Genomic DNA, 26560 nt, shown 5'->3' on the forward strand with positions numbered 1-26560 from the left:
CTTATTCAATACGCAAGTGAAGTGTTATTAAGATATCCATAAATTTCCTCCTAAATTTTATCTTCTCGTAAAGATTAAGTGTTTACACTTAGTTACAAAACCATAGCAATCTCATTCCCATACGACTTGTTGTAGGTCTACTTAGTCCTTAAACTCATTGAGTTAATTAAAAATGGACTAAAAAATGAAACTCTCAAAAATAGCACTTGCAGTATTATTAGCATCAGGGTTAGCTGCTTGTAATAGCTCAACCCAAGCAATTGATAAAAATACAGTAGCAGAAGTATCAATTCCAGGCGTTACACTCATAGAATCTGTTCAAGCTAATCCTAACGATATCAACATACCTTATAAAAAATATAAACTTAATAATGGTCTAACAGTTATAGTGCATGAAGATCATTCAGATCCACTTGTGCACGTTGATGTTACTTACCATGTTGGATCTGCTCGCGAAGAACTTGGTAAGTCAGGTTTTGCTCATTTTTTTGAGCATATGATGTTTCAAGGATCTGAAAATGTTGCTGACGAAGAGCACTTTAAAATAATCTCCGAGGCAGGTGGTACTTTAAATGGTACAACTAATTCAGACCGTACTAATTACTTTGAAACAGTGCCTGTAAATCAGTTAGAAAAGATGTTGTGGTTAGAGTCTGACAGAATGGGCTTTTTATTAGATGCTGTGACTCAAGAAAAATTTGAAGTACAACGAGAAACTGTAAAAAATGAACGAGGTCAACGTGTCGATAATCGTCCTTATGGTCGTTTAGGTGAGCGTATGGCACAAGCAATGTACCCAGATGGACACCCGTATTCGTGGCCTGTTATTGGATTTATGGACGATCTTAATCGTGTGAATGTTAATGATTTAAAAGCATTCTTTTTAAAATGGTATGGTCCTAATAATGCAACTCTTACCATTGGCGGCGACATTAGTGCCAATGAAATATTGCCGCTAGTAACTAAATATTTTGGACCAATCCCTAAAGGGCCTGAAATACCTAAAGTTGAAAAAACAGCAGTAACACTTGATGCAGATAGATATATATCGATGGAAGATAAAGTTCATTTACCTTTACTGGCAATGAGTTTTCCAACGACTTATGCTCGCTCTGAGGATGAAGCACCACTAGATATACTTGCCGAAATTTTAGGTGGTGGCAATAACTCATTACTTTATAAAAACTTAGTAAAGACTCAACTTGCAGTTCAAGCCAGTGCCAATCACCCATGCCAAGAGTTATCATGCTCAATTAGTATTTATGCTTTACCAAACCCCACATCAGGTAAAACGTTAGCTGATATGGAAAAAATTGTACGTGATTCATTTACTGAATTTGAAAAGCGCGGTGTTACACAAGATGATTTAGACAAAGTAAAAGCAAAAATAGAATCGGGTGCAATATTTGGCTTACAAAGCGTATCTGGGAAGGTATCTCAACTTGCCGCATCAGAAACATTTACGGGCAATCCAAACTCAACTAAGGCTGAAATTTCACGCTATAACAGTGTGACAAAAGCAGATGTTATGCGTGTATTCAATCAATACATTAAAGGTAAGTCTGCCGTTATTATGAGTGTAGTTCCAGAGGGACAAACTCAACTTATAGCCGCTCCAGATAATTTCACTCCTAAAAAGCATGACTTTGGCGGCCCATCGACAACCTCAGCTGATGATCTAGTCGCCCGAAGAGCTGTTGATACGTTTGATCGAAGTGTTCAGCCTGTAGCGGGTGCAAATCCTGCTGTAGACGTACCTGCGCTTTGGCAAACTAAGACCGACAACGGTATTAAAATATTAGGCACTCAAAGCACCGAAACACCCACCACGGCTGTATTTATTAAAGTGCTGGGTGGCTTTTATAACGAGCAGAGCAGTAAAGTGGGTTTATCGTCAATGACGGCATCACTTATGAGTGAGTCCACACAAAACTATACAACGGAGCAAATGAGTAATGCACTAGAAAAGCTAGGAAGCCAAATTAGTATTTACTCAGACAAGACTCATACCAATATATATGTATCTAGTTTAACAAAGAATCTAGATGCAACTTTAAAATTAGTTGAAGAAAAGCTATTTAAACCAGCATTTAACAGTGAAGATTTTGAACGAAACAAACAACAGAGCATTCAAAATATTCAACATTCAATGAAAGATGCTGGCTATTTAGCCTCAAATACATATAGCAAGTTGCTATATGGTACCAGTATAGCTTCTTTGCCTAGCAGTGGCACTGTACAAAGTATAGAAGCAATTACACTTGCTGATGTTAAAAGCTTTTATAAAGCCAACTTTAAACCACAAGGCGCTCAAGTCATTATAGTGTCAGATTTAAGTGAAGCTACTGTCGAACCAAAAGTTAAATCAGCACTTGCTAACTGGCAAGGTAAAGGCCAAAGTTCTGATGTAGACTTTACCGAGCCTAAGGTTCAAACAAACGTAATTTATCTTGTAGATAAACCTGGTGCGCCGCAATCAGAAATTCGTATCGGTAAACGCGATATGGTTGAAGATATTACAGGTGAGTTTTTTAAAGCAAATTTAATGAACTTCGCTTTGGGTGGAACGTTTAATAGCCGTATTAACTTAAACCTTCGAGAGGATAAAGGCTATACATATGGTGCTCGTTCACGTTTTTGGGGTGATAAAACATCAGGTGGTTTTACAGCCTCTGCAGCAGTAAGAGCTGATTCGACTGCTGCGTCTATTACCGAGTTTACTAATGAGCTTAATAATTACGCTAAAAATGGCATAACAGACGAAGAGCTTATGTTTATGCGTAAAGCTATTAACCAAAAAGATGCCCTTAAATACGAAACGCCTAATGCAAAACTTGGCTTTTTGGCACAAATATTAGAGTTCGATTTAAAACCTAGCTTTGTAAAAGAAAGAAATAAGATTGTTAGTACTATTAGTAAAGAAGAAGTTAACGCCTTGGCTAAAAAACATTTAAATACTAAAGACATGATTTATTTAGTCGTGGGGGATGCTAAAAAACTTCGTCCAGAGCTTGGTAAATTAGGTATGGAGGTTGTTGACTACAGCCTTTAAAATTGAATAATCGATATGATAAAGCAGCTTTTTAGCTGCTTTTTTTATTCAGCACTAATAAAGCATTCCATTGCTAGCATAAAACTAACTTATTACTATTTTAGGAGGTAATTATGGCCGGTGGTTGGGCGCGTGATGGCGCAATTCAAGATCAAATTGATGCGAGTGTTAATGATGCAGTGCAATATGCAAGGCAAAACTTAATATCTGGAGCCAGTGCTGAGTATTGTGATGAGTGTGATTGTAAAATCCCTCAAGCGAGAAGATTAGCTTTGCCCGGGGTGAGGTATTGTGTTTCGTGCCAAAGCGAACTCGAAGCTCAGGGTAAAAAATTGAATGGCGTCAATCGTCGTGCCAGTAAAGATAGTCAATTACGGTAAAAGGTGCCAAGGGCACCTTTACTTTTAAACAAATTATTAAAACTCACTCATATTTTCTTTTTTCTGAATAAGCTCAATTGAATAGCCATCAGGGTCTTTAACAAAGGCAATTTCTGTTGTGCCGCCTTTTACAGGGCCTGGTTCGCGACTCACATTACCGCCAGCAGCTTTTATCGCATCACATGCTTTGTAAATATCATCAAATTCAATAGCTATATGTCCGTAAGCATTGCCTAGGTCGTAGCTATCCTTATCCCAATTATATGTAAGCTCTAAAACGGTATTACTTTCTTCTTTTCCATAACCAATAAAAGCGAGAGTGTAACGATACTCCTCGTTTTGAGAGCGGCGTAGCTCCTGCATACCTAATACTTGTGTATAAAAGGCAATCGACTTATCTAGGTCGGCTACACGTAACATGGTATGTAATAAGCGCATTTTAATTCCCTCGTTAATTTTAGTTTAAAACTCATCACTAAACAGTAGCTACTAAATAAAAGAGCTTCAGAAATTGTTGTAAAGGTATTTAAACCATTCTCATCAAACAGTGACGGCTGTTATATCGCACCTACTGGCGCGTTATTTAATATAATAAGCGTACATTTTATTCTTTTTAAAGGCTTTTGTAATCTAAGTCGTGTGCTTAAATTAAATATAAATCGAAGTTTTAAGAGAGTCATAAATACAATCTTTAAAATAAAAATTGACCAGAATAGCAACCATAGATGACCAAACTTAAAGTCAGTTAACTAGGTTTTATATGTTTTGGTAATGAAAGGGTAAGTATTGGTCAACCCATTGGTATAAAAAAAGTAACAATGTTGCTAACAAAAAATGACCAGTAAAATAAGTCCTGAATCAAGTGTAAGTGATTGTGTTTTAAAGAAAATTGCTTTTAATGTTAAAGCAGTTACGAAATTTGCATATTTACGTGGTTAACTTATTGGTTGACAAAAAACATGTATGGTAATACAGTTTTTGCATACCAATTGGTAAGTTGCTTGGTTTGAGTGAATACAATGTATTGGTAATTAATCAGAGTTACATTTTTGCACAGGTTAATTAATAAAATAACTCAAGCTAAAATTTACTCTACAAATTGAAACAAAAGACACAGCGTATTTATTTATAGAGTAACTTTTACTCGTACTCATAAAAGTATGCGCCAACATATTTAGGAGTTATTCATGTCAAAACCTGTCATCGGTTTCATCGGCTTAGGCTTAATGGGCGGCAATATGGCCGAAAATTTACAAAACAAAGGCTATGAGCTAATTGTTATGGACCTTAGCAAAGATGCGGTTGCAGCATGTGTTGCTAGAGGCGCAAAAACAGCAAGCACTGCAAAAGAGCTAGCTGAAGGTTCAGATATTGTTATGTTTTGTCTTACAACGTCAGCTGTTGTAGAAAAAATTGTTTACGCAGAAGACGGTATCTTAGCAGGTATTAAAGAAGGCGCCGTATTAGTTGATTTTGGTACTTCTATTCCATCATCTACTAAAAAAATTGGTGCTGATTTAGCAGCTAAAGGCGCAGGCATGATTGATGCTCCGCTTGGTCGTACTCCTGCACACGCTAAAGATGGTCTATTAAACATCATGGCAGCTGGCGATATTGATACATTTAATAAAGTTAAACCAGTACTTGAAGATCAAGGCGAAAATGTATTTCACCTTGGTGAACTAGGTGCAGGCCATACTACTAAGTTAATTAATAACTTTATGGGTATGACAACTGTATGTGCAATGTCACAAGCTTTTGCAGTAGCCGATCGTGCAGGCGTTGATCGTCAGCAACTTTTCGACATTATGTCTACTGGTCCTTCAAACTCTCCATTTATGCAATTCTGTAAAAACTACGCGGTTGACGATGTAAGTGACCTTGGTTTTTCTATTGCTAATGCAAACAAAGATTTAGGTTACTTCCTTCAAATGGTTGAAGACCTAGGTACTGAATCAAAAATTGCTGAAGGTTCATCAGCTAACCTACAAGCTGCATTTGATGCGGGCATGGGTCAAGGCAACGTACCTGAAATCTTTGATTACTTTAAGCAATTAAATAAGTAATAAAGACTCAACATATGGCGCTTAACTATATAGTTTAAGCGCCCACACACACACTATCGATTGACGAGATTTAGCCTGCTTTGTAAAAACATATTTAAATATTCATAGAGCCTAATTCGAGTCACAATATAAAGAGTTAACTATGCGTTTGATTAACACAATAAAGCTAAGCTTAGTTCTCATTGGTTGTATATCTACACAATTAGCAGCCAAAGATTATTTTGTAGATGATAAGCAAGCTTTCAGTGATATTTCTTCTAACTTAGTCGCAGGCGACAAAGTAATCCTTAAAAATGGTACATGGTCTGACTTCGAAATCCTACTTGAAGGCCAAGGTACAAAAAACTCTCCTATTTTATTAACCGCAGAAACAAACGGCAAAGTAATTTTATCTGGACAATCAAACCTAAGACTTGCCGGTAAGTATTTAGAGGTTTCGGGTTTAGTATTCAAAAATGGCTATACACCAAGTTCTGCAGTTATTGAGTTTCGTAAAAATAAAAGTAAATTAGCTTATAACTCACGCGTAACTCAAGTGGTAATCGATAATTACAATAACCCAGACAAACGCGAGTCAGATTACTGGGTTGCGTTATATGGCCAGCACAACCAGTTTGATCACAGTCATTTAGTCGGTAAGCGTAATAAAGGGGTTACTGTTGCAGTTCGTTTAAATACAGAACAAAGCCAGCAAAATTACCACAAAATTGATAATAACTTTTTTGGTTACCGCCCTACATTTGGCTCAAACGGTGGCGAAACACTTCGCATTGGTACCAGCCATAACTCCTTAACTGATTCACACACATTAGTAGAGAACAATTATTTTGAACGTACTAACGGTGAAGTAGAAATTATTTCGGTTAAGTCAGGCAAAAATATTATTCGTAATAACGTATTTTTTGAAGCGCGCGGTACGTTAACGCTTCGACATGGTAACGGTAACCTTATTGAAGAAAACATTTTCTTTGGTAATGGGGTAGATCACACCGGTGGTATTCGCGTTATTAATAAAGACCAAATTGTTAAAAATAACTACTTAGAAGGTTTAACGGGTTACCGTTTTGGTAGTGGTTTTACAGTAATGAACGGTGTGCCAAATTCATCGATAAATCGTTATCACCAAGTAGAAAACGCAACCATTGAAAACAATACATTTGTAAACGTTCAGCACATACAACTCGCTGCCGGCAGTGATGCTGAGCGAAGTGCTGCACCTAAAAATAGCGTTATGAAAAATAACCTTATTATTAACCAAAATAAGCAGCAGCCATTTACTACATTTGATGATGTAAGCGGTATTGCTTTTAGTAATAACGTTGCAAACACTAAAGTACTCGATGAGTTAGCTTATGGTGTAAAAACACACACTATCGCTTTAAGTAAAGCGGATAATGGTTTGCTTTATCCAGAATCTACTAACATTAAAGCGGGTGCAAAACGAGGCCTAAAAGTACTTAAAAAAGAAGATACAGGTGTTAGCTGGTATCCAAAAGTACCTGCTTTAGTAAAGTTTGACTCAGGCAAAACTCATACGGTAACAGCCAGCGAAAGTGCTTTATTAACGGCTATCGAAAACGCCCAAACTGGTGATGTTTTAGAGCTTGATAATGGGCAATATGATGTGTCTAAGCTTGTTAAGATTGATAAAGCGCTCACCATTAAAGCTAAAAATTTAGGTCAAGCTAAGCTTACTTTTCAACGTTCTACATTATTTGAAATTCACGATGGCGGTAGCTTAAAGCTCGATGGGCTTAGTATTTCCGGTGAAAATGCACCAGATGCTATTAATAATAGTGTTGTGCGTACTAAAAAGTGGGGCATGATTGAAAACTACCGCTTTGAAATGCATAACTCTAAAATCACACATTTAGATATTAATCATTCATTTCACTTTTTTGTTACTGGCAAAGGCGCGATGGCTGATGAAGTTGTGCTAACAAGTAATACATTCGATAACGTAACGGGTAATGTAATTAGCCTAAATACCGAAATTGAAGACTTAGGCATTTATAATGCTGAGTACGTTATTGTAAAAAATAACACATTCGACAATGTGGATGGTGCTTTGCTTAAGCTTTATCGTGGTGGTAGTGATGAAAGTACTTTTGGTCCTCACCTTCAAATGAGCAACAACACATTAAACAATGTAGGCTTAGGTAAGCGAAATAAAGAGCAAGCGAGTGTTTATGTACATGGTGTTCAGGTTACGAATATCAAAAGCAATAAGTTTATTAAATCGGCTCCAGTAGTTGTAGAGCACACCGTAGGTGAGCCTAAAACCGAAATTTCAAATAATACATTTAATGCAACTCAATCTCCAAGTGTGAAAGAGTTAAGAGTGGCGGGTCCGCATACTGCTGTAATTAAAAATAATAACGTTTTAAATAAGGCGGGGTAATAATGATGAATTTATCTCGAAGCAAAACGTATTTTAAAACAGCCGGCGTAACTGCAGCCTTGTTATTATCTTTAAATGCACATGCTGTGCATCCTAATTTGGTAATTACCAACGACGATGTACAACACATGCGTCAAGCTATTAGCACTAACAGCGAGAGTCAATTTGCTACAGCGTTTGAGTCATTAAAAGCGCAGGTAGATGAGCAAATAGCACAACCCATCACTGTACCAGTTCCAAAAGATGGTGGTGGTGGTTATACCCATGAACGCCATAAAAAAAATTACCAACTGATGTACAACGCGGGCGTTATTTATCAGCTAAGTAAAGATGAAAAATACGCAAATTATGTTCGCGATATGCTACTTGCATACGCACAGTTATACCCAACGCTTGATGTACATCCAAAGCGTAAAGTGAAATCGCAAAACCCAGGTAAACTTTTTTGGCAAAGCCTGAATGAAGCTATGTGGCTTGTATACACGATTCAAGCATATGACCTAGTACATGACACGCTAAGCGCTGCGAATATAAAAACTATCGAAGATGATTTATTGCGCCCGGTTTCGTTATTTATGTCTGAAGGGCAACCTTCTACGTTTAATAAAGTACACAACCATGGGACATGGGCTACAGCTGGTGTTGGTATGGCTGGTTATGTATTAGACGAGCCAGAGTGGGTAGAGAAGTCATTATTTGATTTAAAAAAGTCGGGTAAGGGTGGTTTTGTTAAGCAACTAGAAATGCTGTTTTCTCCGCAGGGCTATTACAATGAAGGGCCTTACTATCAACGTTTTGCATTATTACCATTTGTAACGTTTGCTAAAGCTATTGAAAACAACGAACCTCAAAGAAAGATATTTGAATACCGCGATGGCATATTATTAAAGGCAATCGATACGACTATTCAGCTTAGCTATAACGGTTTGTTTTTTCCTATAAACGATGCCATAAAAAGTAAAGGCATTGACACTATAGAGCTTGTGCAAGGGGTTACTGCGGCCTACGGTTTAACAAATGACGCGGGCTATTTAGATGTAGCTAAAAAGCAAAATCAAATTGTTTTAACGGGTGATGGCTTAAAAGTTGCTCAAGCTTTGGATAAAAGCCAAGAAAAGCCATACGTATTTAAATCCGTTGCTTTTGGTGATGGTAACGATGGTAAGCAAGGCGCTTTGGTTGTTATGCGCAGTGACGTAGGTGGCGATCAAGCATTGCTATTTAAACCTGCCGCACAAGGTTTAGGCCATGGACATTTTGATAAGCTTACATGGCAGTTTTACGATCATGGTAATGAAATCGTATCTGATTACGGCGCTGCACGCTTTTTAAATGTAGAAGCTAAATATGGTGGTCGTTACTTACCTGAAAACGAGACTTATGCAAAGCATACAGTTGCACACAACACCGTTGTTGTTGATGAAACCACGCACTTTAATGCAAATGTTGAAGTGGGTAATAATAACCACCCAACACTTAATTTTTTCGAAACCAATCAATACGGTACAGTATCAAGTGGACAAATAAAAACAGCTTATAAAGGTGTTGAGTTAGAGCGTACTTTAGCGCTTGTTAACCTGCCAGAGCTTGACAGTACCATTGCTGTAGATATGTTTAATGTAACTGCAAATAAAGCACATAAGCTTGATTTACCGCTACATTATAAAGGTCAGTTAATTGATACAAGTTTTGAATTAACAGGTAACACTAAGCAGTTATCAGCATTGGGTGATAAAAACGGATACCAGCATTTATGGCTTAAGGCACAGGCAAAACCTGAGCAAGGGCTAGCTAAGGTAACGTGGTTAAATGATAACGGACGTTTTTATACACAAACTAGTTTAGTTAAAGGAGATGAGTCGTTCTTATTTACTCAAATAGGCGCAAACGACCCACACTTTAATTTACGTAACGAAAACGGTTTTATTCGCCGAGTAGATAGCGCTAAACAGCATAAGTTTATATCTATTTTAGAGCCGCATGGCGAGTACAACCCAAGTAAAGAATATACGCTAGAAGCAAATAGCAGAGTAACGGCACTTAACTACAGCGAACAAGATACGCTTACACTTGTTAATGTTGATATTAAGGGCAAATCTTATTTAGTTGCGATTAATAAAGCTGCACAAGCAAACCCTAGCAAGCACACTTTCACATATCAAAATAAAGCATTCACCTTAAATGGCCGACTTGGCGTTTATGCGATGAAGAATAATCAGGAGTAAACAGGATGCAAAAGCAAAGCGCACATTTTTCATTTGGTAACGAAACCGAAATTGAAGACTTAGGAAACGGTTTAAAACGCCAAATGCTTGGATATAACGAAGAGCTGATGGCCGTTAAAATCTGGTTTGAAAAAGGAGCTATTGGTTATAACCATGCTCACAGACACTCTCAAGTAACTTATGTAGTTGAAGGTGAGTTTCACTTTAACATTGATGGCGTAACCAAAATTTTAAAACCTGGTGATAGCTGTTTAATTCCACCATTTGCAGATCATGGTGCAACTTGCCCAACTGGCGGTATTTTAATTGATACCTTTAGCCCGGCGCGTGAAGACTTTCTTGAGGATTAACCTATGAAAATTCAAGGCTTACGCTGGTGGGTTATAGTGCTAATTGCACTTGCTACCATTATTAACTACATAGACCGCCAAGCACTTAGTGTTTTATGGCCTGATATTGTAGAAGAAATGTTTCCAGATGAATCGGCATTAGAACGTAAACAAATCTATGCGAACATTTCTATTGTATTTGTATTTGCTTACGCATTTGGTCAAGCCATTTTCGGTAAAATATTCGACTGGGTGGGTACGCGCTTAGGTTTTGTATTGTCAATTGGTGTGTGGTCGCTAGCAACTGTGGCTCATGCTTTTGCACAAGGTGTTTTAAGCTTAAGTATTTTCCGCGCTATTTTAGGCGTAGCAGAGGCGGGTAACTGGCCCGGTGCTGCTAAAGGAAATGCAGAGTGGTTTCCTACTAAAGAACGTGCGCTTGCACAGGGGATTTTTAACTCTGGTGCAGCCATAGGTGGCATTATTGCTATTCCTTTAATTGCCTATTTAACCGTGTATTTTAGCTGGCAAATGGTGTTTGTATTTGTGGGTGCTTTGGGCTTTTTATGGCTAGTACCGTGGATCATCCTAGTTAAAGCGCCACCAGGTGCTCACCCGTGGATCACCGCACAAGAGCGTGAATATATTTTAACAGGTCAAAGACGTGTTGATGATAATGGCGATGTCACTGGCGAAGATGAAGAAGAATACAATCCTTCGACTAAAGAGCTACTATCGCGTAAACAAAGCTGGGGTGTAATTATTGCCTCTGCAGCGATTGATCCTATTTGGTGGCTATTTGTATTTTGGATACCAATTTACTTAAACGAAGTATATGCAATGGACGTTAAATCTATTGGTATATACGGTTGGGTACCTTATGTTGGCGCAATGTTTGGCGCGTGGTTTGGTGGTTTATTAGCGCAAAACCGCCTAAAAGCCGGTTGGAATACAGATAAAACACGTAAGCTTACGATTACCCTAGGTTGTTTAATTATGTTGCCATCGTTATTAGCAATGGCAAACCCAGGCGGTCCAACAACGGCTGTTCTTATTATGGCTGTTATCTTATTTGGCTTTCAAACAGCTATTGGTAACGTACAAACTCTTCCAAGCGATTTACTTGGCAAAAAAGCAGTGGGTACATTGTCAGGTTTCTCTGGCATGGCAGCTAAATTAGGTGCGGTAGGCCTTACTTCATTGGTACCAATTTTAACAGCTGACGGCAATTACGCTCCTGCGTTTATTATTGGTGCATCGCTTGCCATTATAGCTATGGCAGCAGTATGGTTACTGATCCCAAAAATAGAACCTCTTAAAAAGCCTGAATAATCTGAAAGTAACTGCTATGCCAACACGACTGTGTTTGCGCATAGCAGTTTATTACAAAGGATAATTTCCCAAATGAAAAATATTTACTTTATGGGTGAGTGTATGGTTGAGCTCAGAGCAATGAGCGCAGCAACGTTACACCAATCATTTGCAGGCGATGTTTATAATTCTGCCGTGTATTTAAAGCGTAGTTTTCCTCAAGTATCGACTTCAGTAGTTACTGCTTTAGGGCAAGATAACTTAAGTAAAAAAATGTTAGAGCGCTTTGAAAGTGAACAGCTAGATACTCAGTTTGTATTTGCTCACGATAGCAAAGTACCTGGTATGTACTACATAGAAACAGATGCTTTTGGAGAGCGTAGCTTTATTTATTGGCGCAGCGACTCGGCAGCTAAAAAAGTAGTTAGTTTTTTAAATACAGACGTTGTGAAACAGCTTTCACAAGGTGATATGTTTTTCTTTTCAGGCATTTCACTTGCTGTAATTGACGAAAACGCACGTGAAGATTTTTGGCGTGTAGTAAAACAACTTAAAAGTGCAGGCGTAAAAATAGTATTCGATCCTAATTACCGCGCTCGTTTGTGGAATAGTGTTGATGAGACTAAAACGCAGTACGACCTTGCATTTGGTCTTGCTGATGTAACACTGCCTGGCGTTGAAGATTTAGAAACCCTTTACGATGTTCACAGTGTTGAAGACGTAATTGAATATTTAAAAATATATAACATAGACGAAATTATCGTTAAAAATGGCCCAGAGTCAGTTATTACTCAATTAGACAACACACTTCAAAGTCACACAATAATACCAGTTACTAATGTTGTTGATACAACATCAGCAGGGGATGCATTTAACGGCGTATATTTAGGCGCCCGTTTATCTGGCAAATCTATCGCTGATGCAGTTCAACTTGGTGCTAAAGCAGCCGGTGCTGTTATTCAACAACCTGGCGCAATTGCACCAAAAGATGTTTTTCAGCTTGCTATGGCTAAAGCTGGCATTTAATAAATTTATAGGCCGCCATACCTCGGCCGCACTACTTAAAATAAAGGAACAACGTTATGACTCGCTTTTCTGAACTTATGTCAGGGCAAACACTGCTACCTATAATTCAAGCTGATACCCCAGAGCAAGGTGTAAAAATTGCTAAAGCTATGGCTAATGCAGGTCTTACCCTGGTTGAGGTTGTGCTAAGAACAGAAGCATCTTTAGATGCGTTAAAAGCTATAAAAGAGCAAGTGCCTGAGCTTAAAGTTGGTGCAGGAACAGTTATAAACGAAACTATTTTACAGCAAGCAATAGATGCAGGTTCTGATTTTATTGTAACTCCAGCTGTATCTCCTAAACTATTAATTGCACTTACAAAGTGTAACGTGCCTGTTTTACCTGGTGTATCAAACACAGGTGATATTTTAATGGCTCTTGAATATGGGTTTAAAGAGCAAAAGTTATTCCCTGCATCGCTAGCTGGTGGTGCGCCGTTTGTTTCTGCTGTATCAAGTGTTTTTAGAGAAGTTAGTTTTTGCCCAACTGGTGGCGTAAGCGAGCAAAACAAAATGGACTACCTATCTTTAAACAACGTGTTTGCAGTAGGTGGGACATGGGTCGCTAAAAAAGAATGGGTTAAAGATCAAAACTGGCAAGCAATTACTGACTCGTGTATTGAAGCTATAAAGTAAGAAGGAACCTACAATGGAACATTTAGCCCCGGCAATACTGCCAGGCGTAATAGTTGGTGACGAAGTAAGTGCGGTATACGAACATGCTCGTGCTAACCAATATGCTTTACCTGCAGTTAATGTTGTAAGTACAACCTCAATTAACGCAACCTTAGAAGCAGCCAAAAAAATGAGTTCGCCAGTCATCATTCAGTTATCTAATGGTGGCGCACAATTTTTTTGTGGTAAAGGCTTAGTGTTGCCAGATCAGCAAGGCGCTGTACTTGGCGCAGTTAGCGCAGCAAGGTATGTGCACGCAGTTGCTGCACATTACGAAGTACCCGTTATGCTGCATACCGATCATGCTGCTAAAAAGCTATTACCTTGGATAGATGGTTTACTCGATGAAGGCGAAAGGCATTTTGCTTTAACCGGTAAGCCACTATTTAGTTCGCATATGATTGACCTTTCAGAAGAGCCTCTTGAGGAAAATATCGAAATATGTGAGCAATATTTAACCCGCATGGCTAAAATTGGTATGACGCTTGAAATTGAACTTGGCTGCACAGGTGGCGAAGAAGATGGCGTTGATAATTCTCATCTAGATAGCTCAGCCTTATATACTCAACCAGAGGATGTCGCTTTTGCGTATGAACGTTTAAGTCGCATTAGTCCTAACTTTATTATTGCCGCATCGTTTGGCAATGTTCATGGTGTATACAAGCCTGGTAATGTTGTACTTACGCCAAGTATTTTAAAAGATTCTCAAGCTTACGTATCAGATAAGTTCAACTTGCCTAATAATTCAATTAACTTTGTGTTTCATGGTGGTAGTGGCTCTGAATACAGCAAAATAGAAGAGTCTTTAACGTATGGCGTTGTAAAAATGAATATTGATACTGATACACAGTGGGCATGTTGGAACGGTATTTTAGATTACTACAAAGATAAGCAAGCTTATTTGCAAGGTCAAATTGGTAATCCTGATGGCGACGACAAGCCAAATAAAAAATACTATGACCCGCGTGTATGGCTTCGCCATTCTGAGCAAAGTATGGTTACAAGGCTTGAGCAGTGCTTTACTGATCTTAATTGTGTAAATAGGTACAGTTAATGAAAAGATTAAATACAGTATTAAAAGAAGACGGTGTAGAAACTGATCTTATTTTACTTATTCGCACAATTTTAGCGACTAGTAAAGAAATTGCTTTTAGAGTAAGCCAAGGTGAACTTGCAGGTGTGCTAGGTTCAACACTTAACGAAAATATCCAAGGTGAAGTACAAAAAAAATTGGATGTGATTGCTAATCAACTTCTAAAAGATATATTAATAGACGATACGTTAGTAAAGTCAGTAGCGTCGGAAGAAGAAGATCACGCAGTAGGTGCTCACCCAGATGGAAAATTTATAGTCGCTTTTGATCCGCTCGATGGTTCATCAAATATTGATGTGAATGGTCAAATTGGCACCATATTTACAATTTACCCAGCGCGAAATGATGTTGCTTATGACAGTGATGAGCAATTTAATCAGCCAGGTACTAACCAAGTTTGTGCTGGCTATGTTTTATATGGCCCGTCTTCATTACTTGTAATGAGTACTGGCGGCCCAACACGATGCTATACGTTAGATTCTACTCATGGCGGATACCTACTAACTAATAAACAGCTAAATGTGCCAAAACAAAGCAAAGAGTTTGCCGTTAACATGGCTAATTACCGCTATTGGGATGAACCTACACAAGTATATTTTGATAAATTGCTTTATACCTGTGAGAGCTTTGAAAAAAGCTCAATGCGCTGGAACGCAGCTATGGTCGGTGATGTTCATCGCATATTATGTCGTGGAGGTTTATTTTTATATCCTCAAGATAAGCGCACCGGCAATGAAAACGGCAAAATTAGATTACTCTACGAGGCCAATCCACTTGCATTATTAATGGAAAATGCCGGCGGCAGTGCCACCGCAAGAGGCAAGCGAATTTTAGATATTGCACCAAGCAGCTTACATCAACGAGTTCCAGTTGCTATGGGCTCAGATGAGCCCGTTGAGTTTTATAACAGTACACTAGCTTAAAGCGACACTCTCTTACGTTAAAGTAGGGCAGATACTTTCTTCCTACTTTAACTTTTTACAAACCCCAGTAAGCTCAGTAATTTTTAAGCACCTTCCTCAAAGACCGTCAGTAAACACCACCACAACTATAAATTCTCTTTATGCAATTCAGCGCTTATTTTTGCGTTAAATAACCTGAACTCTGGATAATAAATCTATCTCAAGCAGTTATTTTCAGCGCTAACTGCGTTGAATTCACTTGCAATAGGCTAGCTATTGACGCGTAATTTCGCCTTGTTTTCACTGGAAATCTCTGGCTAGAGAGAATAAGCATAAATATTACTTTTGACTCAATACGTTAGTAAACCTCTTAACCAGAGTTCAGGTTAAATACGTAAGTGAGCACATTGAATTATAAATTTTTGAAAAGATGGAAATTTGACCACTAAATAAAAATTACACTGGTTAATTAAGTGCTCTCTTATTGTAAATTAATTGGTCAACTTGCTGGTAAAAGTTATTTTGTTATGGTTATATTACCAAGTTGGTTAACAATTTGTTTTAAAGTAGAAACTAGTTGGTAACAACTTTCGGGTTATTTGGTAACACACACAATAATTAGCCAAATATTTAAACCATAAATTTGCTTAAAGAGAACCACCATGAAATTAAAACACTTCGCACTTTGCGCTATTGCAGCAGCAATTGTTGGTTGTGATACAGATTCAAACAACAATGACAACAACTTGGGCTCTATAGCTCTAACAGGAACCCCCACAAGTGGGCAAACATTAACCGTAGCAGTGAGCGATCCTGATGGTATATCAGGCGAAGTTACTTATTATTGGTATGCAGATGGAGAAGCCATTGTTGGTGCTAATAGCGCATCATTCATGTTAACCGACGAGCAAATAGGTTTACCTATTACAGCGCAGGGCCTATATACAGATGATGGTGGAGTGAACGAATCTCATATTACCGACCCGACAGCTGATGTGGCAGCCATGGTGTTTCCTGCAAGTGTGACTATTTCTGGTGATGCGTTAGTTGGCTCGCAATTGACCGCAAGTGTTGTAGATGACAATGGTTTTGATAGCGACACGGTTGTTTATCAATGGTTTGCTGATGATATTGCAATTGCAGATGAAGTACTATCAACGCTTTTGCTAACTGAGGCGCAATTTGCAAGTGTGATTACTGTTTCCGCTACATTTGAAGATGATCGCGGATTTTCAGAATCTCCAACATCATTACCCACTCAAGCGGTTGATAGAACAAATACACAAGGTGAAGTAACAATTAGTGGTACACCTACAATTGGCAATACACTAACAGCACAAATTAATGATGCTGATGGGGCTACAGGCACTATCGCCTATCAGTGGTTTGCAGATGGTGAAACTATTAATAATGCAACGCAAATTACCTACGTAGTTGAAGACGCATTACTAGGTAAAAAACTTACCGTTCAAGTTACTTATACCGACGATAATGGTTTCTCTGAAGATAATATGTCTGAAGAAACGATTGCTGTTTCAGCCGTTGCTGTTGATGAGGCGGGAAGTATTGCGATTATGGGCGTTGCTCCTTACTTAGCGGGTAATGAACTAAGCGCACAGATCACAGATAACAATGGTATTGAAGAGTCTAACGTAACATACGCATGGTCCGCCGACGGTGTTGAAATTACAGATACTAATAGCAAAACATTTACACCAACTAATTATGCAGGCGCTATTATCTCGGTGTCAGCTACTTATACCGATAATGATGGCTTTACAAATACAGTAACCCAATCACTTGATAGTGTGATTTACACCCAAACTGTGAGCAACCCTGAGGCATTATTAGGAGCTATTAGTTCAGGATTAGCCGATGGTTCTGTTATCGGTTTAAATACCGGTGTATACGCAGATATGGATGCGATTTTACTCACGAGTGCAGTGACATTGCGAGCAGTAGAAGGGCAAGTGCCGGTAATTAGCGGCGAATTATGTGTACATGTGGCTGGTGGGGTCGATGGCGCTGGTTTAGAAGGCCTTACATTTAAAAATATTGATACAAAAGCAGGCGAGTTTTGTGAATCTGAGGAAACTGCCGTTATTTATTCAGAAGGCGATAACTTTACCTTTTCGCACAACATAATGGATGGAGAAGAAGATACACTTAATAACTCTGAATATCATTGGCTGATGATAAAAGGTCAAAGTGCATTAGTAGAGAGAAATACCTTCTCTAATCGAAATGTAGCCGAAAAAGGCTCTGTGATAAAAATGTCATCTTCAAGTTCAGAACACGTAATTCAATATAATTTATTTAGCGATAGTAACAATCCAAACTTTGGACAATCAAGTTTATATTTAATTAATGCAGGTAGTACAACAGGCTCAGGTGCCGCTGATGACGCAAACTTTACTATTCAATACAACCGAGTAGAAAATTTTGTAACGGGTCGTCGTTTAATGCGTGTGCAAACCTCTGGTGCAACTATAAAAGGCAATACAATTGTAAATGCTAATGGCGGTATATCACTTGAAGATGGTGGCTTTAATGCAGTTACAGACAATATAGTTATTCGCACCACTAATATAGATAGTTCAAGTGATAGGCCAGCTGGCGTGATGATGACACCGCTTGGTCATACTGTCAGTAATAACTATATTGCGGGAATTCGCTCTGGCAACAAAGAAGCGGGTGGCATTGTATTTACAGCTAACCCATTCTCTCAAGCCGATGGCGGTGTGCCAAACTCTGGAAACCAATCTGTATTAGACGCTGCGGGTGATTTCACATTAACGGTAACAAACAACACCGTATTAAACTCACAGCAACCCATCGTATTTAGTACTGAGATTGGCTCTAAAGCACCGACAGGGGATTGTGATGAATTAACCGCAGAAAATGCCCCTGTTTTATATGGCTTAACTAAAAATGCCTTTGTTATTAACTTTAACGGGAACCTAATTGCTAATGGCCTAGGTGAAGAAGCTGCAGAAGATGCCCCCACTCCTGAAAGCGCGTTTTCTTTGGGGTTATTCTATCCAAATAGGCTAGATAGCGACCATGCATTTGAATACGACTGCGATCTAATTAATCAAGATAGCTCAGTATTTAGTAATAACTTTGGTTACATGGATAGTCGAGTTTCAGGTGATGACAGCGATGATTGGATTGCAATTAGAAACCTTAACGGTAATGGCTCATTTGATACCGACGGCGCAATTGATCAAGACCCAGCAGCAAATGATAAAGAGGTGCTTGAGTACGTTACCGTAGCAAGTACGTTGATTGAAACTGATCCAGCAGGTGCGCAAGCTGTTGCTGGCGCTAAAGGGCTTCATTACATACAGACAAGCCAAGTGGGCGCAGGCTCAACATGGGTAATTCAAAACGATTAATAGCTTTCTAGTAAAGCAAAAAAGCCCCATATGGGGCTTTTTTGCTTTTAGTGCTTTACTAACAGACTTATGAATAACAGTTTAAACCTATCTGACATGGCGGTAATGCAGGTTATCTTTAATTGGTATACCTTATGGTAATATTAAAATCTCAAATTGGTTGATCATATACAAGTGATTGAGTATATTAACGTCGGTGGACACATAAAATATACAAAAGCATAACAAGCTAACACACTTAAATCACACAACAACAACCAGCGGAGAATTAACATGTCGTTGAAGTCAATAAAGAATAATAATTCTATAACAGGGCAGTTTGCATTAAGGCCTGTTGCTAAATGGGTAAGAACAGCAGTCATAGCAGGTATGGCCACTTCTTGCGCATTTACAGCAAGTGCACAACAAGAGCAGGGAAAAACGACAGAAGTTGAAGAAGATGTAGAAATTATAAGTGTTACCGGTACTCGTAGAACAATACAAGACCAAATAGCTATAAAGCGAGAAGCAACTACGGTTGTTGATGGTCTATCATCAGAAGATATCGGCGATTTACCTGCGTTATCAATTGGTGAAGCCCTAGAATCAATTACGGGCGCTGCATCGCACCGTGAAAATGGCGGTGCAACAGAGATCACTATTCGTGGTCTTGGTCCGTTTTTAAGTGCAACGCACATTAACGGCCGCGAAGCTACCAATGGTAGTGGTGACCGTTCAGTTAACTTTTCACAATTCCCATCTGAGCTTGTTAAAAAAGTAGCAATTTATAAAACGCAAGATGCATCAATGATTGAAGGCGGTGTAGCAGGTGTTATTGCACTTGAAACTGTAACACCACTGGATTTCGGTAAACAACGTGTATCGGGTGAAGTAAAATTAAACTACAACCCAGATGAAGGTAATGTAGATAACTCACTGCAAAGTGACATGGGCTACCGCGGTACGTTTAGCTATGTTGATCAATTTGAGTTTGATAACGGCCAAGCAGTAGGTATTTCGTTTGGTGCACAGCGCCAAGATATAAGCCAACCAGAAGCAGAATACAGAAGCTCAAGCCCATCGGGTTCATCGCTTTGGGCATGTTTAAATGATCCTAATAATACAAATGAAGGTTTTTACCGCAGTAGTGCAGGTGATTGTGAAGACCAAGTTAGTGGCGGCAAAAACCAAGGTTACAATACAGAGATAGACCCTGAAACAGGTAAAGCAATAAGTGATGGCACTCCATATGCTTGGACCGGAAGTAGCCGTAGTTACCGTCAAAACGAAACATCAGATGAACGTGACGCTGTATTTTTTGCACTGCAATACCAACCGTCAGCTGAGTGGGATATTAACTTTGATACGCAAATATCTGACAGAACACAAAAAGAAGCACGTCATGACCTAATCTTTTTACAAAAACGTGCAACGCCAGGTGTAACAGGCCCGACACTTGTTACTAACGATGTAGGCGGTATTTTACATTGGGAAGGTGAAGAGCGAATTGAATCATCGGGTGAGCAATTTTCTCGCGAAGAGAATTACCAAGGCTACGGTTTAAACATTGAGCATAATGTAACAGACCGACTAACAGTGAGCCTTGATTTAGCATATTCAAAAACAGACCGTGAAGAGCTGCAAATATCTAACCGTGGCAGAACATCTGATCGTAACTATTTTACATGGGATATGGGCGATGAAATTCCTCATTTCACATTAACTGATTTTGATGTTACAGATATTTCGAATTTTACTGATAGTTTAAGAACACGTTTAGATCGCGAAAATGTTCGCGAAAATGTTATAAAATCAGCGCGCTTAGATTTTGATTATGAATTAGATAGTGGCATGTTCACTAAAATTGAAGGTGGTATCAGAACATCTGAGCTTTCTTTCATACAATTTGGTGGTACTGGAAACGGTGGTAATGGCTCAAGAGTTGAATACACTATTGGTGATGATTCGGCACTTGAGATTCTTCAAGGTTGTCAAATTGACTTCCCTGAATCAGGCTTTTTATCAAGCGTATCTGATGGCGATATTGTAACTAATGTTGATAGTGACGGTAATGTACTTACTAGCGGTACAGGTTCATCATGGGCGACGTACGACAATGTATGTTTTTCTCAAGCAGTTGCACTAACAGATTCTGATTACAATGGTGAGTTTGGTTACCCAGACGTAGATTACCAAAATACGGGTACTGTTGATGTAACAGAAAAGACAACTTCTGCTTATTTAATGGCTAGCTACGATACAGAAATGTTTGGTAAGTTTATTCGTGGTAACTTTGGTCTTCGTATAGTTGATACTGAAGTAACATCAGTTGGCTTCAGAGCAGATTACTATGTAGGCACCGATGCAGACACAGGATTTCTTGAACTAGTATCAGATTCAACAACACTTGATAAAATAGAAAGTGGATCTAGCTATACAAAATATCTACCTAGCTTTAACTTAGTTGTTGATTACAGCGAAGATATACTAATACGCGCGGGTATCTACCGTGGTATGTCTCGCGCTGACCCTTCAGATTTAAGCTATAACCGTGAATTTTCAACAAGTAGTAATGAAGATGGTGCAGCTACGTCACTTTCTGATTTATTAGTTGGTGTTAATGGTTCGGGTAACCCATCGACCCAGCCTTTAATGTCATGGAACTATGATGCTGCAGTTGAATGGTACCCTAATGATGACTCGATTATAGCGCTAAGCCTTTATTATAAACAGTTTCAAGGTGGTTTTGAGAAACAAACTGTTCTAGAAGAATTTACAATAGATGGAGAAACTGTATCTCTGCCTATTACTAACTCTGTTACATCAGACGATGAAAGCGAAATAGTAGGCCTTGAAGCATCGTTCTCATACCGTTGGGACAACGGTCTTGGTGTAAAGTTTGGTTATAACTTCGCAGATACTGACTTTGAGTTTGAAGACAGTCTTTATGGCGACACGTTCACGACTGACTTAGAGGGTAATACAACGCAATTAACGCAGGGAATAGTTGAAGCAGGCTCTGTACCAGGTTTTTCTGAGCATGTATTTAGCAGCCAACTTTACTACCAAATTGGCGACTTCGATACTGCGGTTATTTACAAATACCGTAGTGAGTATTTCCAACCTTATACAAGCAATGGCACACGCTTACGTTATGTTGATGCTGTAGGTGTATGGGAAATGCGCGCATCGTATAAAATTAATAAACACTTTAGAATCAAAGCTGAGGCAATTAACTTGTTCAGTGCACCTAAATCACAAGATTTCTTTGTGGAAGATAACTTAGGTGAAGTGAATGATTACGGCCCACGCCTATTCTTAGGTATGAGTTTTAAGCTTTAGTAAATAGCTAAAGTAAAAAATTAAAAAAGGCGGTTTACCGCCTTTTTTAATGCCTGCAATTTAAACTAGTTTTAACTACCGCGCTTATAAGTAAATCACAATACTAAATCACTTTGATCCTCCATTACTTAAGCTTGAGCATCCCCACTGTAAAACAATTACTAGGGCGTATTGATCTTTGGTGGGTGAATTTGCAGCAGTATGTTTGGTTTTTAGGCAAGGCAGAGCCTATGTAGTGTGGTTATTCCCCATAAATAGGCGATAACGCAGCATAAATACCAAACATGCGCTGCCCTTTGGGTTCTTTCTAGGGACGATTAACTCTTTGTTGCTCGGTTTTTACTTAGCCCACTAGGTTACAAACCTCGCGCCGCGATTTAATCGCCCCTAGATTGAACAAATTTCAATCCGCAAAGATCAACACGCCCTAAATACTCTCGATTTAAACCAGTGAAGTTTTACAGTCTTTTATTTTCAACACCCTAAATTTTGGTAATAAACCTATCTCAAGCGGATTCTAGACGGTCACTGTGCTTATTTGAATGAGCGCTGCTTTTAACGTTTAAATTTTTAATGATGGCTTTTTGCTAAGAAGAATTTATATAAATTTTCATAGGGCAGAAGAGGGTACATTTTTAAGCTGCACAGAGGTTATATAAAAAGATTTATATGATAATACACAAGCTTGGTTAACCAATTTTATGCATTTATTTAATGAGCAGAAAGATTTTTATAGTTATTTTAGATTTTATTTAAGGCTAATAATAATAAGAGTTTAAGCCTTCCCGAGTGGCTATTAAATATTTTTAGCTTTCTAATTTTTATTTAAAAACATGTGTTTAGATTGTTTTTTGACCTACCCTTACTTTTGTTAAAAACGCCTGTGTTTTATTTGGTAAGTTAGGTTTGGCGTAATATGAAAAAATCTAACTTACCAGCGGGTTGACCTTTTTGTGATTTGGTGTAAATATTGAGTTAATGATTTGTAATAAACAAAGGCTTTACCAAAGATAAGCGTAGCGAGTTAAACATAGCATTTCACACACACAGGAAAAAAACTATGAGTCATAAGTTATCTAAAATTACTCTGGCGGTTATATCTGCCACTGCACTGAATTTTTCTTTGTCAACACAGGCACAAGAAGCTCAACCACAAGCAAAAGATGATCTTGAAGTCATTGAAGTTTCGGGGATCCGCCAATCATTAACTAATGCCCTTGCTGAAAAGCGTTCGGCAGACAGCTTAGTAGAAATTATCCAATCAGAAGATATTGGTAAACTACCTGATCAAAACTTAGCAGAAGTTCTAGAAAACGTAACTGGTATACAAATTACACGCCAAGCAGGTGTGGGTACCGGTGTACAAATTCGTGGTACAGATGCAAACCGTACTGAAATAAACGGGGTATCTACAGTGGGCTCTGGCTCAGGTCGTAGTGGTATTAGCTTTGAAGATGTTTCTGCATCAATTATATCAAGTTTGGAAGTTATCAAGTCTCCAGAGGCTAAAACCATTGAAGGTTCTGTGGGTGGCACAATCAACCTTAAAACAATTCGTCCACTTCATTTAGGAGAGCAATTAGCCACTATTAGAGTACAAGGCGAAAATAGCAGCCTAAGTACAGACAGTGGTTTACAGCCTCGTTTTTCTGGTACGTTTGCTGATAACTGGGAAACTGATGATTATGGTAAATTTGGTGTACTGGTAAGTGGCAGCTACGCAGAGCAAGATGTAACGGCATTTCGTCCACGTGCAGATAGAGATAACGTTATTACTTCTGATAGTGGTGTAGCCAGTGCACAGTCGTTTGACTATTTACCAATTCAATTTTTTGTTCAAGATTATGATAACTACGAATACGAAACTAAAAACTTTGTAGGTACTATTGAATGGGCACCAAACGATAACACTAAATTTTATTTTGACGCGGTGGTAAATGATCAAGAGCGTCGTCAAGAAAGCTCACGTGTTCAAGCTTCTGGTGTTAGTGCTCTTAATGATATTTCTGTTCCAGACGCTTTTGAAACTGTTAACTTAGGCTCACTTGGCGGAACTAACTTGGGTTCGATTCAAGCAGCGCTTCGTGGTGTTATTCCTGTAAATTTAGATAACGATGATGACGATCCAAATCTTCGTTTTTCAAGTGATACAAACTCGCGTGTTACCGACAGCGATATATTTAGATTAGGTGGTGAATGGCAAGGTGATAAATGGTTTGTAAGTGCTGAAATTGCATCATCATCTTCAGACACAACCACACCTAGCTTTAATACAACGCTTAACTTTATTAACCCTAATGCGCCACTAGACGCTGGTGGCGGCAATGATAACAGTGTGCCATTTGAGTACGACTTATCAGGGGGTGCACTCGCTTTTGGTATTGCTGAAGGGGCAGAATACGCACCTACGGTTGAGCAATTACTAGACCCTGCAAACGTAGTACTGCGTGATGTAAATATTGGTCAAGATACGGTTGAAAACTCAGAAGATGCGTTTCGTATCGACTCAACTTATTACACAGATTCAATTATAACTTCTGTTGATTTTGGTTACCGTTACAGTAAATCACAAAGTAAGCAAAACGAAATTACATCAAGCGTTGGCCTAAGAACAATGGCAGATAGCCCAACAGGTGATTTATTTGCAGATTTATTAGTAGCAGGCCCAGATAACTTTAATGAAGCAGATGGACGTTCTTTATACATTGCTGACTTTTTATTAATTGACCCAGAGCTTGTTGCATCAGACCCTGATGCTGTACTTGCGACATTACAAAACGCCATGACTGCTCATGGTTCAAGCAAAACATTAAATGCGCCAACATCAAGCTCTGCAGGCTTTTTTGATATAGAAGAAGTTACGCATGCATTTTACGCGCAAGCTAACTTTGAATACGAAATGATTCGCGGTAACTTTGGTGTGCGTTACATCCAAACAGACGTTGAGTCTACTGGTAACTCTATAACACAAGATGGCAGTGGTAATGAGCTTGTAACTCGTATTACTAATGAATCAGACTATGACTTTATTTTACCACGATTAAACCTAGTAGCTGATGTATCAGAAGATGTACTTGTACGCTTTGGTGTAGGTAAAGATATACGCCGTCCAGATTACAATGACTTATCTACTTCTGTTACTTATAGTACCAGCCCTAATGACGAAGTTGAGTTTGGTAACCCTGCATTAAAACCTGAAGAAGTGTTGTCGTATGACCTATCGGCAGAATGGTACTTTGCAGAAGCAAGTGTATTTAGTGTTGGTATATTCCATAAAACACGTAAAGAATTGCATGTTAATCAGTTAACGTCGCCAGTAGAGGACCCAGTTACAGGTTACCGCGATTTAACAGACCCATGTGAAGGCGGCGGCATATTTAATCCAATTGCAGACATTAACGTATTTGGCCCTGAAAACGGCCGTGGTGTTTGTGTTGGTACAGAAACAAAAGTTAACGACAGCGGCGAAACAACCCAAAAAGGGATTGAGTTTGCGTTCCAGTATGACCTTGCAGGCTTTGAAAAAGACTTAGGTTGGGCCTCTGGCTTTGGTGTGTTAGCTAACTACACTATTCAAGAGTTCTCGGGTGGTGAAACAGTAAACACAGCAACTTCAAGAGCAAGTAATGTATTTGCAGCAAGCACAGGTACACCTGGTATTGAAGTAAGCGAAATTCAAGGGTTATTAAACCTATCTGAAAACGCATATAACTTTACCCTATACTACGAAAAGTATGGTTTATCAGCGCGTATGCGTTATACATGGCGCGAAGGTTACCGCTCAAATGACTTTGGTAGTACGTCTAGCTTCCCTTGGGGTTTCCCTGTGGTTCAAGAAGACCGTGGACAGCTTAATGCAAGTATTAGCTACGATGTGAATGAGCAGCTAAATATTGGCTTAGAAGCTGTAAACATTACTGAGTCTGAAATTAGCCAGTCTTGTGTAAACGAAAGTGCATTATTGTGTTTCCAAGGTCTAACAGACCGTCGTATAACATTAGGTGCTAGTTACCGTTTTTAAAAAGTAAAAATTGAGAGTGTGTTGCCTGTACGGGCAGTAAAAGCAAGCCGCATGGCTTGCTTTTTTTTGTGCTTCATTTAGTTATTAAAAGGTAATACATTAGTGATTGGCATAAATACGCCAGTTTGTAAAAAATAAATGGTGTGTTGTATTACTTGTTGGTTGTAGCGCATTGCACTGTGGCCTACATTAAGCGTAATAAAGTCGCTCATATTAGCAGGGCGTGTCGATCTTTGATGGTTGAATTTGTGCAGCTGCATGTTTGGTTTTTAGGCAAGGCAGAGCCTGTGAAGTGTGGTTACTCCCCATAAATAGGCGATAA

At 38.8% G+C, this 26560-nt stretch carries 16 protein-coding genes; 14 read left to right on the plus strand and 2 right to left on the minus strand.

From position 1 onward, the window contains the following. The first annotated feature begins 184 nt into the window (after positions 1 to 184). On the plus strand, positions 185 to 3052 hold the full coding sequence (locus CWC11_RS16710) for a M16 family metallopeptidase (protein WP_138683579.1): 2868 nt from the start codon (positions 185 to 187) through the stop codon (positions 3050 to 3052). 113 nt (positions 3053 to 3165) lie between these two features. Beyond that, positions 3166 to 3432, plus strand: a complete 267-nt coding sequence (locus tag CWC11_RS16715) for a DksA/TraR family C4-type zinc finger protein (protein ID WP_138683580.1) — start codon at positions 3166 to 3168, stop codon at positions 3430 to 3432. Between the two features lie 36 nt (positions 3433 to 3468). Here CWC11_RS16715 and gloA read toward each other — a convergent pair whose 3' ends face one another. Then, the gene (gloA, locus tag CWC11_RS16720; RefSeq protein WP_058548089.1) at positions 3469 to 3870 is read right to left on the minus strand and encodes a lactoylglutathione lyase; all 402 of its coding nucleotides are present in this window, start codon (positions 3868 to 3870) and stop codon (positions 3469 to 3471) included. Positions 3871 to 4619: 749 nt separating this feature from the next. Between gloA and CWC11_RS16725 the strand changes: the two genes are divergently transcribed. From CWC11_RS16725 to CWC11_RS16780, 12 genes are all read left to right on the plus strand, one after another. Beyond that, positions 4620 to 5498 carry an NAD(P)-dependent oxidoreductase gene (locus CWC11_RS16725; protein WP_058548090.1) on the plus strand — a complete coding sequence of 293 codons (879 nt, stop codon included), beginning with the start codon at positions 4620 to 4622 and terminating at the stop codon, positions 5496 to 5498. Between the two features lie 142 nt (positions 5499 to 5640). Next, positions 5641 to 7899, plus strand: coding sequence for a polysaccharide lyase 6 family protein (locus CWC11_RS16730; protein ID WP_138683581.1), 2259 nt, complete (start codon positions 5641 to 5643; stop codon positions 7897 to 7899). 5 nt (positions 7900 to 7904) lie between these two features. After that, on the plus strand, positions 7905 to 10124 hold the full coding sequence (locus CWC11_RS16735; RefSeq protein ID WP_138683594.1) for a heparinase II/III domain-containing protein: 2220 nt from the start codon (positions 7905 to 7907) through the stop codon (positions 10122 to 10124). A gap of 5 nt (positions 10125 to 10129) precedes the next feature. Next, the gene (locus CWC11_RS16740; protein ID WP_024609426.1) at positions 10130 to 10474 is read left to right on the plus strand and encodes a cupin domain-containing protein; all 345 of its coding nucleotides are present in this window, start codon (positions 10130 to 10132) and stop codon (positions 10472 to 10474) included. Between the two features lie 3 nt (positions 10475 to 10477). Then, complete coding sequence (locus CWC11_RS16745) at positions 10478 to 11785, plus strand: MFS transporter (protein ID WP_138683582.1); 1308 nt, start codon at positions 10478 to 10480, stop codon at positions 11783 to 11785. A 72-nt stretch (positions 11786 to 11857) separates the two neighbouring features. Beyond that, a complete protein-coding gene (locus CWC11_RS16750) occupies positions 11858 to 12790 on the plus strand; it encodes a sugar kinase (RefSeq protein WP_138683583.1) in 933 nt (310 codons plus the stop codon). Positions 12791 to 12846: 56 nt separating this feature from the next. Continuing rightward, complete coding sequence (gene eda / locus CWC11_RS16755) at positions 12847 to 13464, plus strand: bifunctional 4-hydroxy-2-oxoglutarate aldolase/2-dehydro-3-deoxy-phosphogluconate aldolase (RefSeq protein ID WP_138683584.1); 618 nt, start codon at positions 12847 to 12849, stop codon at positions 13462 to 13464. 13 nt (positions 13465 to 13477) lie between these two features. Beyond that, complete coding sequence (gene fbaA, locus CWC11_RS16760) at positions 13478 to 14557, plus strand: class II fructose-bisphosphate aldolase (RefSeq protein WP_138683585.1); 1080 nt, start codon at positions 13478 to 13480, stop codon at positions 14555 to 14557. Then, entirely contained in the window at positions 14557 to 15519 is a 963-nt protein-coding gene (locus CWC11_RS16765) for a class 1 fructose-bisphosphatase (RefSeq protein ID WP_138683586.1), read from the plus strand. The genes fbaA and CWC11_RS16765 overlap by 1 nt, the downstream gene beginning before the upstream one ends. A gap of 641 nt (positions 15520 to 16160) precedes the next feature. Then, entirely contained in the window at positions 16161 to 18896 is a 2736-nt protein-coding gene (locus tag CWC11_RS16770) for a poly(beta-D-mannuronate) lyase (RefSeq protein ID WP_138683587.1), read from the plus strand. A gap of 273 nt (positions 18897 to 19169) precedes the next feature. Beyond that, positions 19170 to 22217 carry a TonB-dependent receptor gene (locus tag CWC11_RS16775; RefSeq protein WP_138683588.1) on the plus strand — a complete coding sequence of 1016 codons (3048 nt, stop codon included), beginning with the start codon at positions 19170 to 19172 and terminating at the stop codon, positions 22215 to 22217. Between the two features lie 1060 nt (positions 22218 to 23277). Then, positions 23278 to 26238, plus strand: coding sequence for a TonB-dependent receptor (locus tag CWC11_RS16780; protein WP_138683589.1), 2961 nt, complete (start codon positions 23278 to 23280; stop codon positions 26236 to 26238). A gap of 77 nt (positions 26239 to 26315) precedes the next feature. On the opposite strand, the gene CWC11_RS23535 is transcribed toward CWC11_RS16780, so the two are convergent. Then, on the minus strand, positions 26316 to 26450 hold the full coding sequence (locus CWC11_RS23535; RefSeq protein ID WP_283241011.1) for a hypothetical protein: 135 nt from the start codon (positions 26448 to 26450) through the stop codon (positions 26316 to 26318). Positions 26451 to 26560: the final 110 nt, after the last annotated feature.

Source organism: Pseudoalteromonas sp. S3178 (assembly GCF_005886985.1).
Classification (GTDB): Bacteria; Pseudomonadota; Gammaproteobacteria; order Enterobacterales; family Alteromonadaceae; genus Pseudoalteromonas; species Pseudoalteromonas carrageenovora.

Coding starts and splice junctions, on each gene's coding strand:
- CWC11_RS16710 (WP_138683579.1), top strand. CDS start 185: ATGAAACTCTCAAAAATAGCACTTGCAGTATTATTAGCATCAGGGTTA.
- CWC11_RS16715 (WP_138683580.1), top strand. CDS start 3,166: ATGGCCGGTGGTTGGGCGCGTGATGGCGCAATTCAAGATCAAATTGAT.
- gloA (WP_058548089.1), bottom strand. CDS start 3,870: ATGCGCTTATTACATACCATGTTACGTGTAGCCGACCTAGATAAGTCG.
- CWC11_RS16725 (WP_058548090.1), top strand. CDS start 4,620: ATGTCAAAACCTGTCATCGGTTTCATCGGCTTAGGCTTAATGGGCGGC.
- CWC11_RS16730 (WP_138683581.1), top strand. CDS start 5,641: ATGCGTTTGATTAACACAATAAAGCTAAGCTTAGTTCTCATTGGTTGT.
- CWC11_RS16735 (WP_138683594.1), top strand. CDS start 7,905: ATGAATTTATCTCGAAGCAAAACGTATTTTAAAACAGCCGGCGTAACT.
- CWC11_RS16740 (WP_024609426.1), top strand. CDS start 10,130: ATGCAAAAGCAAAGCGCACATTTTTCATTTGGTAACGAAACCGAAATT.
- CWC11_RS16745 (WP_138683582.1), top strand. CDS start 10,478: ATGAAAATTCAAGGCTTACGCTGGTGGGTTATAGTGCTAATTGCACTT.
- CWC11_RS16750 (WP_138683583.1), top strand. CDS start 11,858: ATGAAAAATATTTACTTTATGGGTGAGTGTATGGTTGAGCTCAGAGCA.
- eda (WP_138683584.1), top strand. CDS start 12,847: ATGACTCGCTTTTCTGAACTTATGTCAGGGCAAACACTGCTACCTATA.
- fbaA (WP_138683585.1), top strand. CDS start 13,478: ATGGAACATTTAGCCCCGGCAATACTGCCAGGCGTAATAGTTGGTGAC.
- CWC11_RS16765 (WP_138683586.1), top strand. CDS start 14,557: ATGAAAAGATTAAATACAGTATTAAAAGAAGACGGTGTAGAAACTGAT.
- CWC11_RS16770 (WP_138683587.1), top strand. CDS start 16,161: ATGAAATTAAAACACTTCGCACTTTGCGCTATTGCAGCAGCAATTGTT.
- CWC11_RS16775 (WP_138683588.1), top strand. CDS start 19,170: ATGTCGTTGAAGTCAATAAAGAATAATAATTCTATAACAGGGCAGTTT.
- CWC11_RS16780 (WP_138683589.1), top strand. CDS start 23,278: ATGAGTCATAAGTTATCTAAAATTACTCTGGCGGTTATATCTGCCACT.
- CWC11_RS23535 (WP_283241011.1), bottom strand. CDS start 26,450: ATGAGCGACTTTATTACGCTTAATGTAGGCCACAGTGCAATGCGCTAC.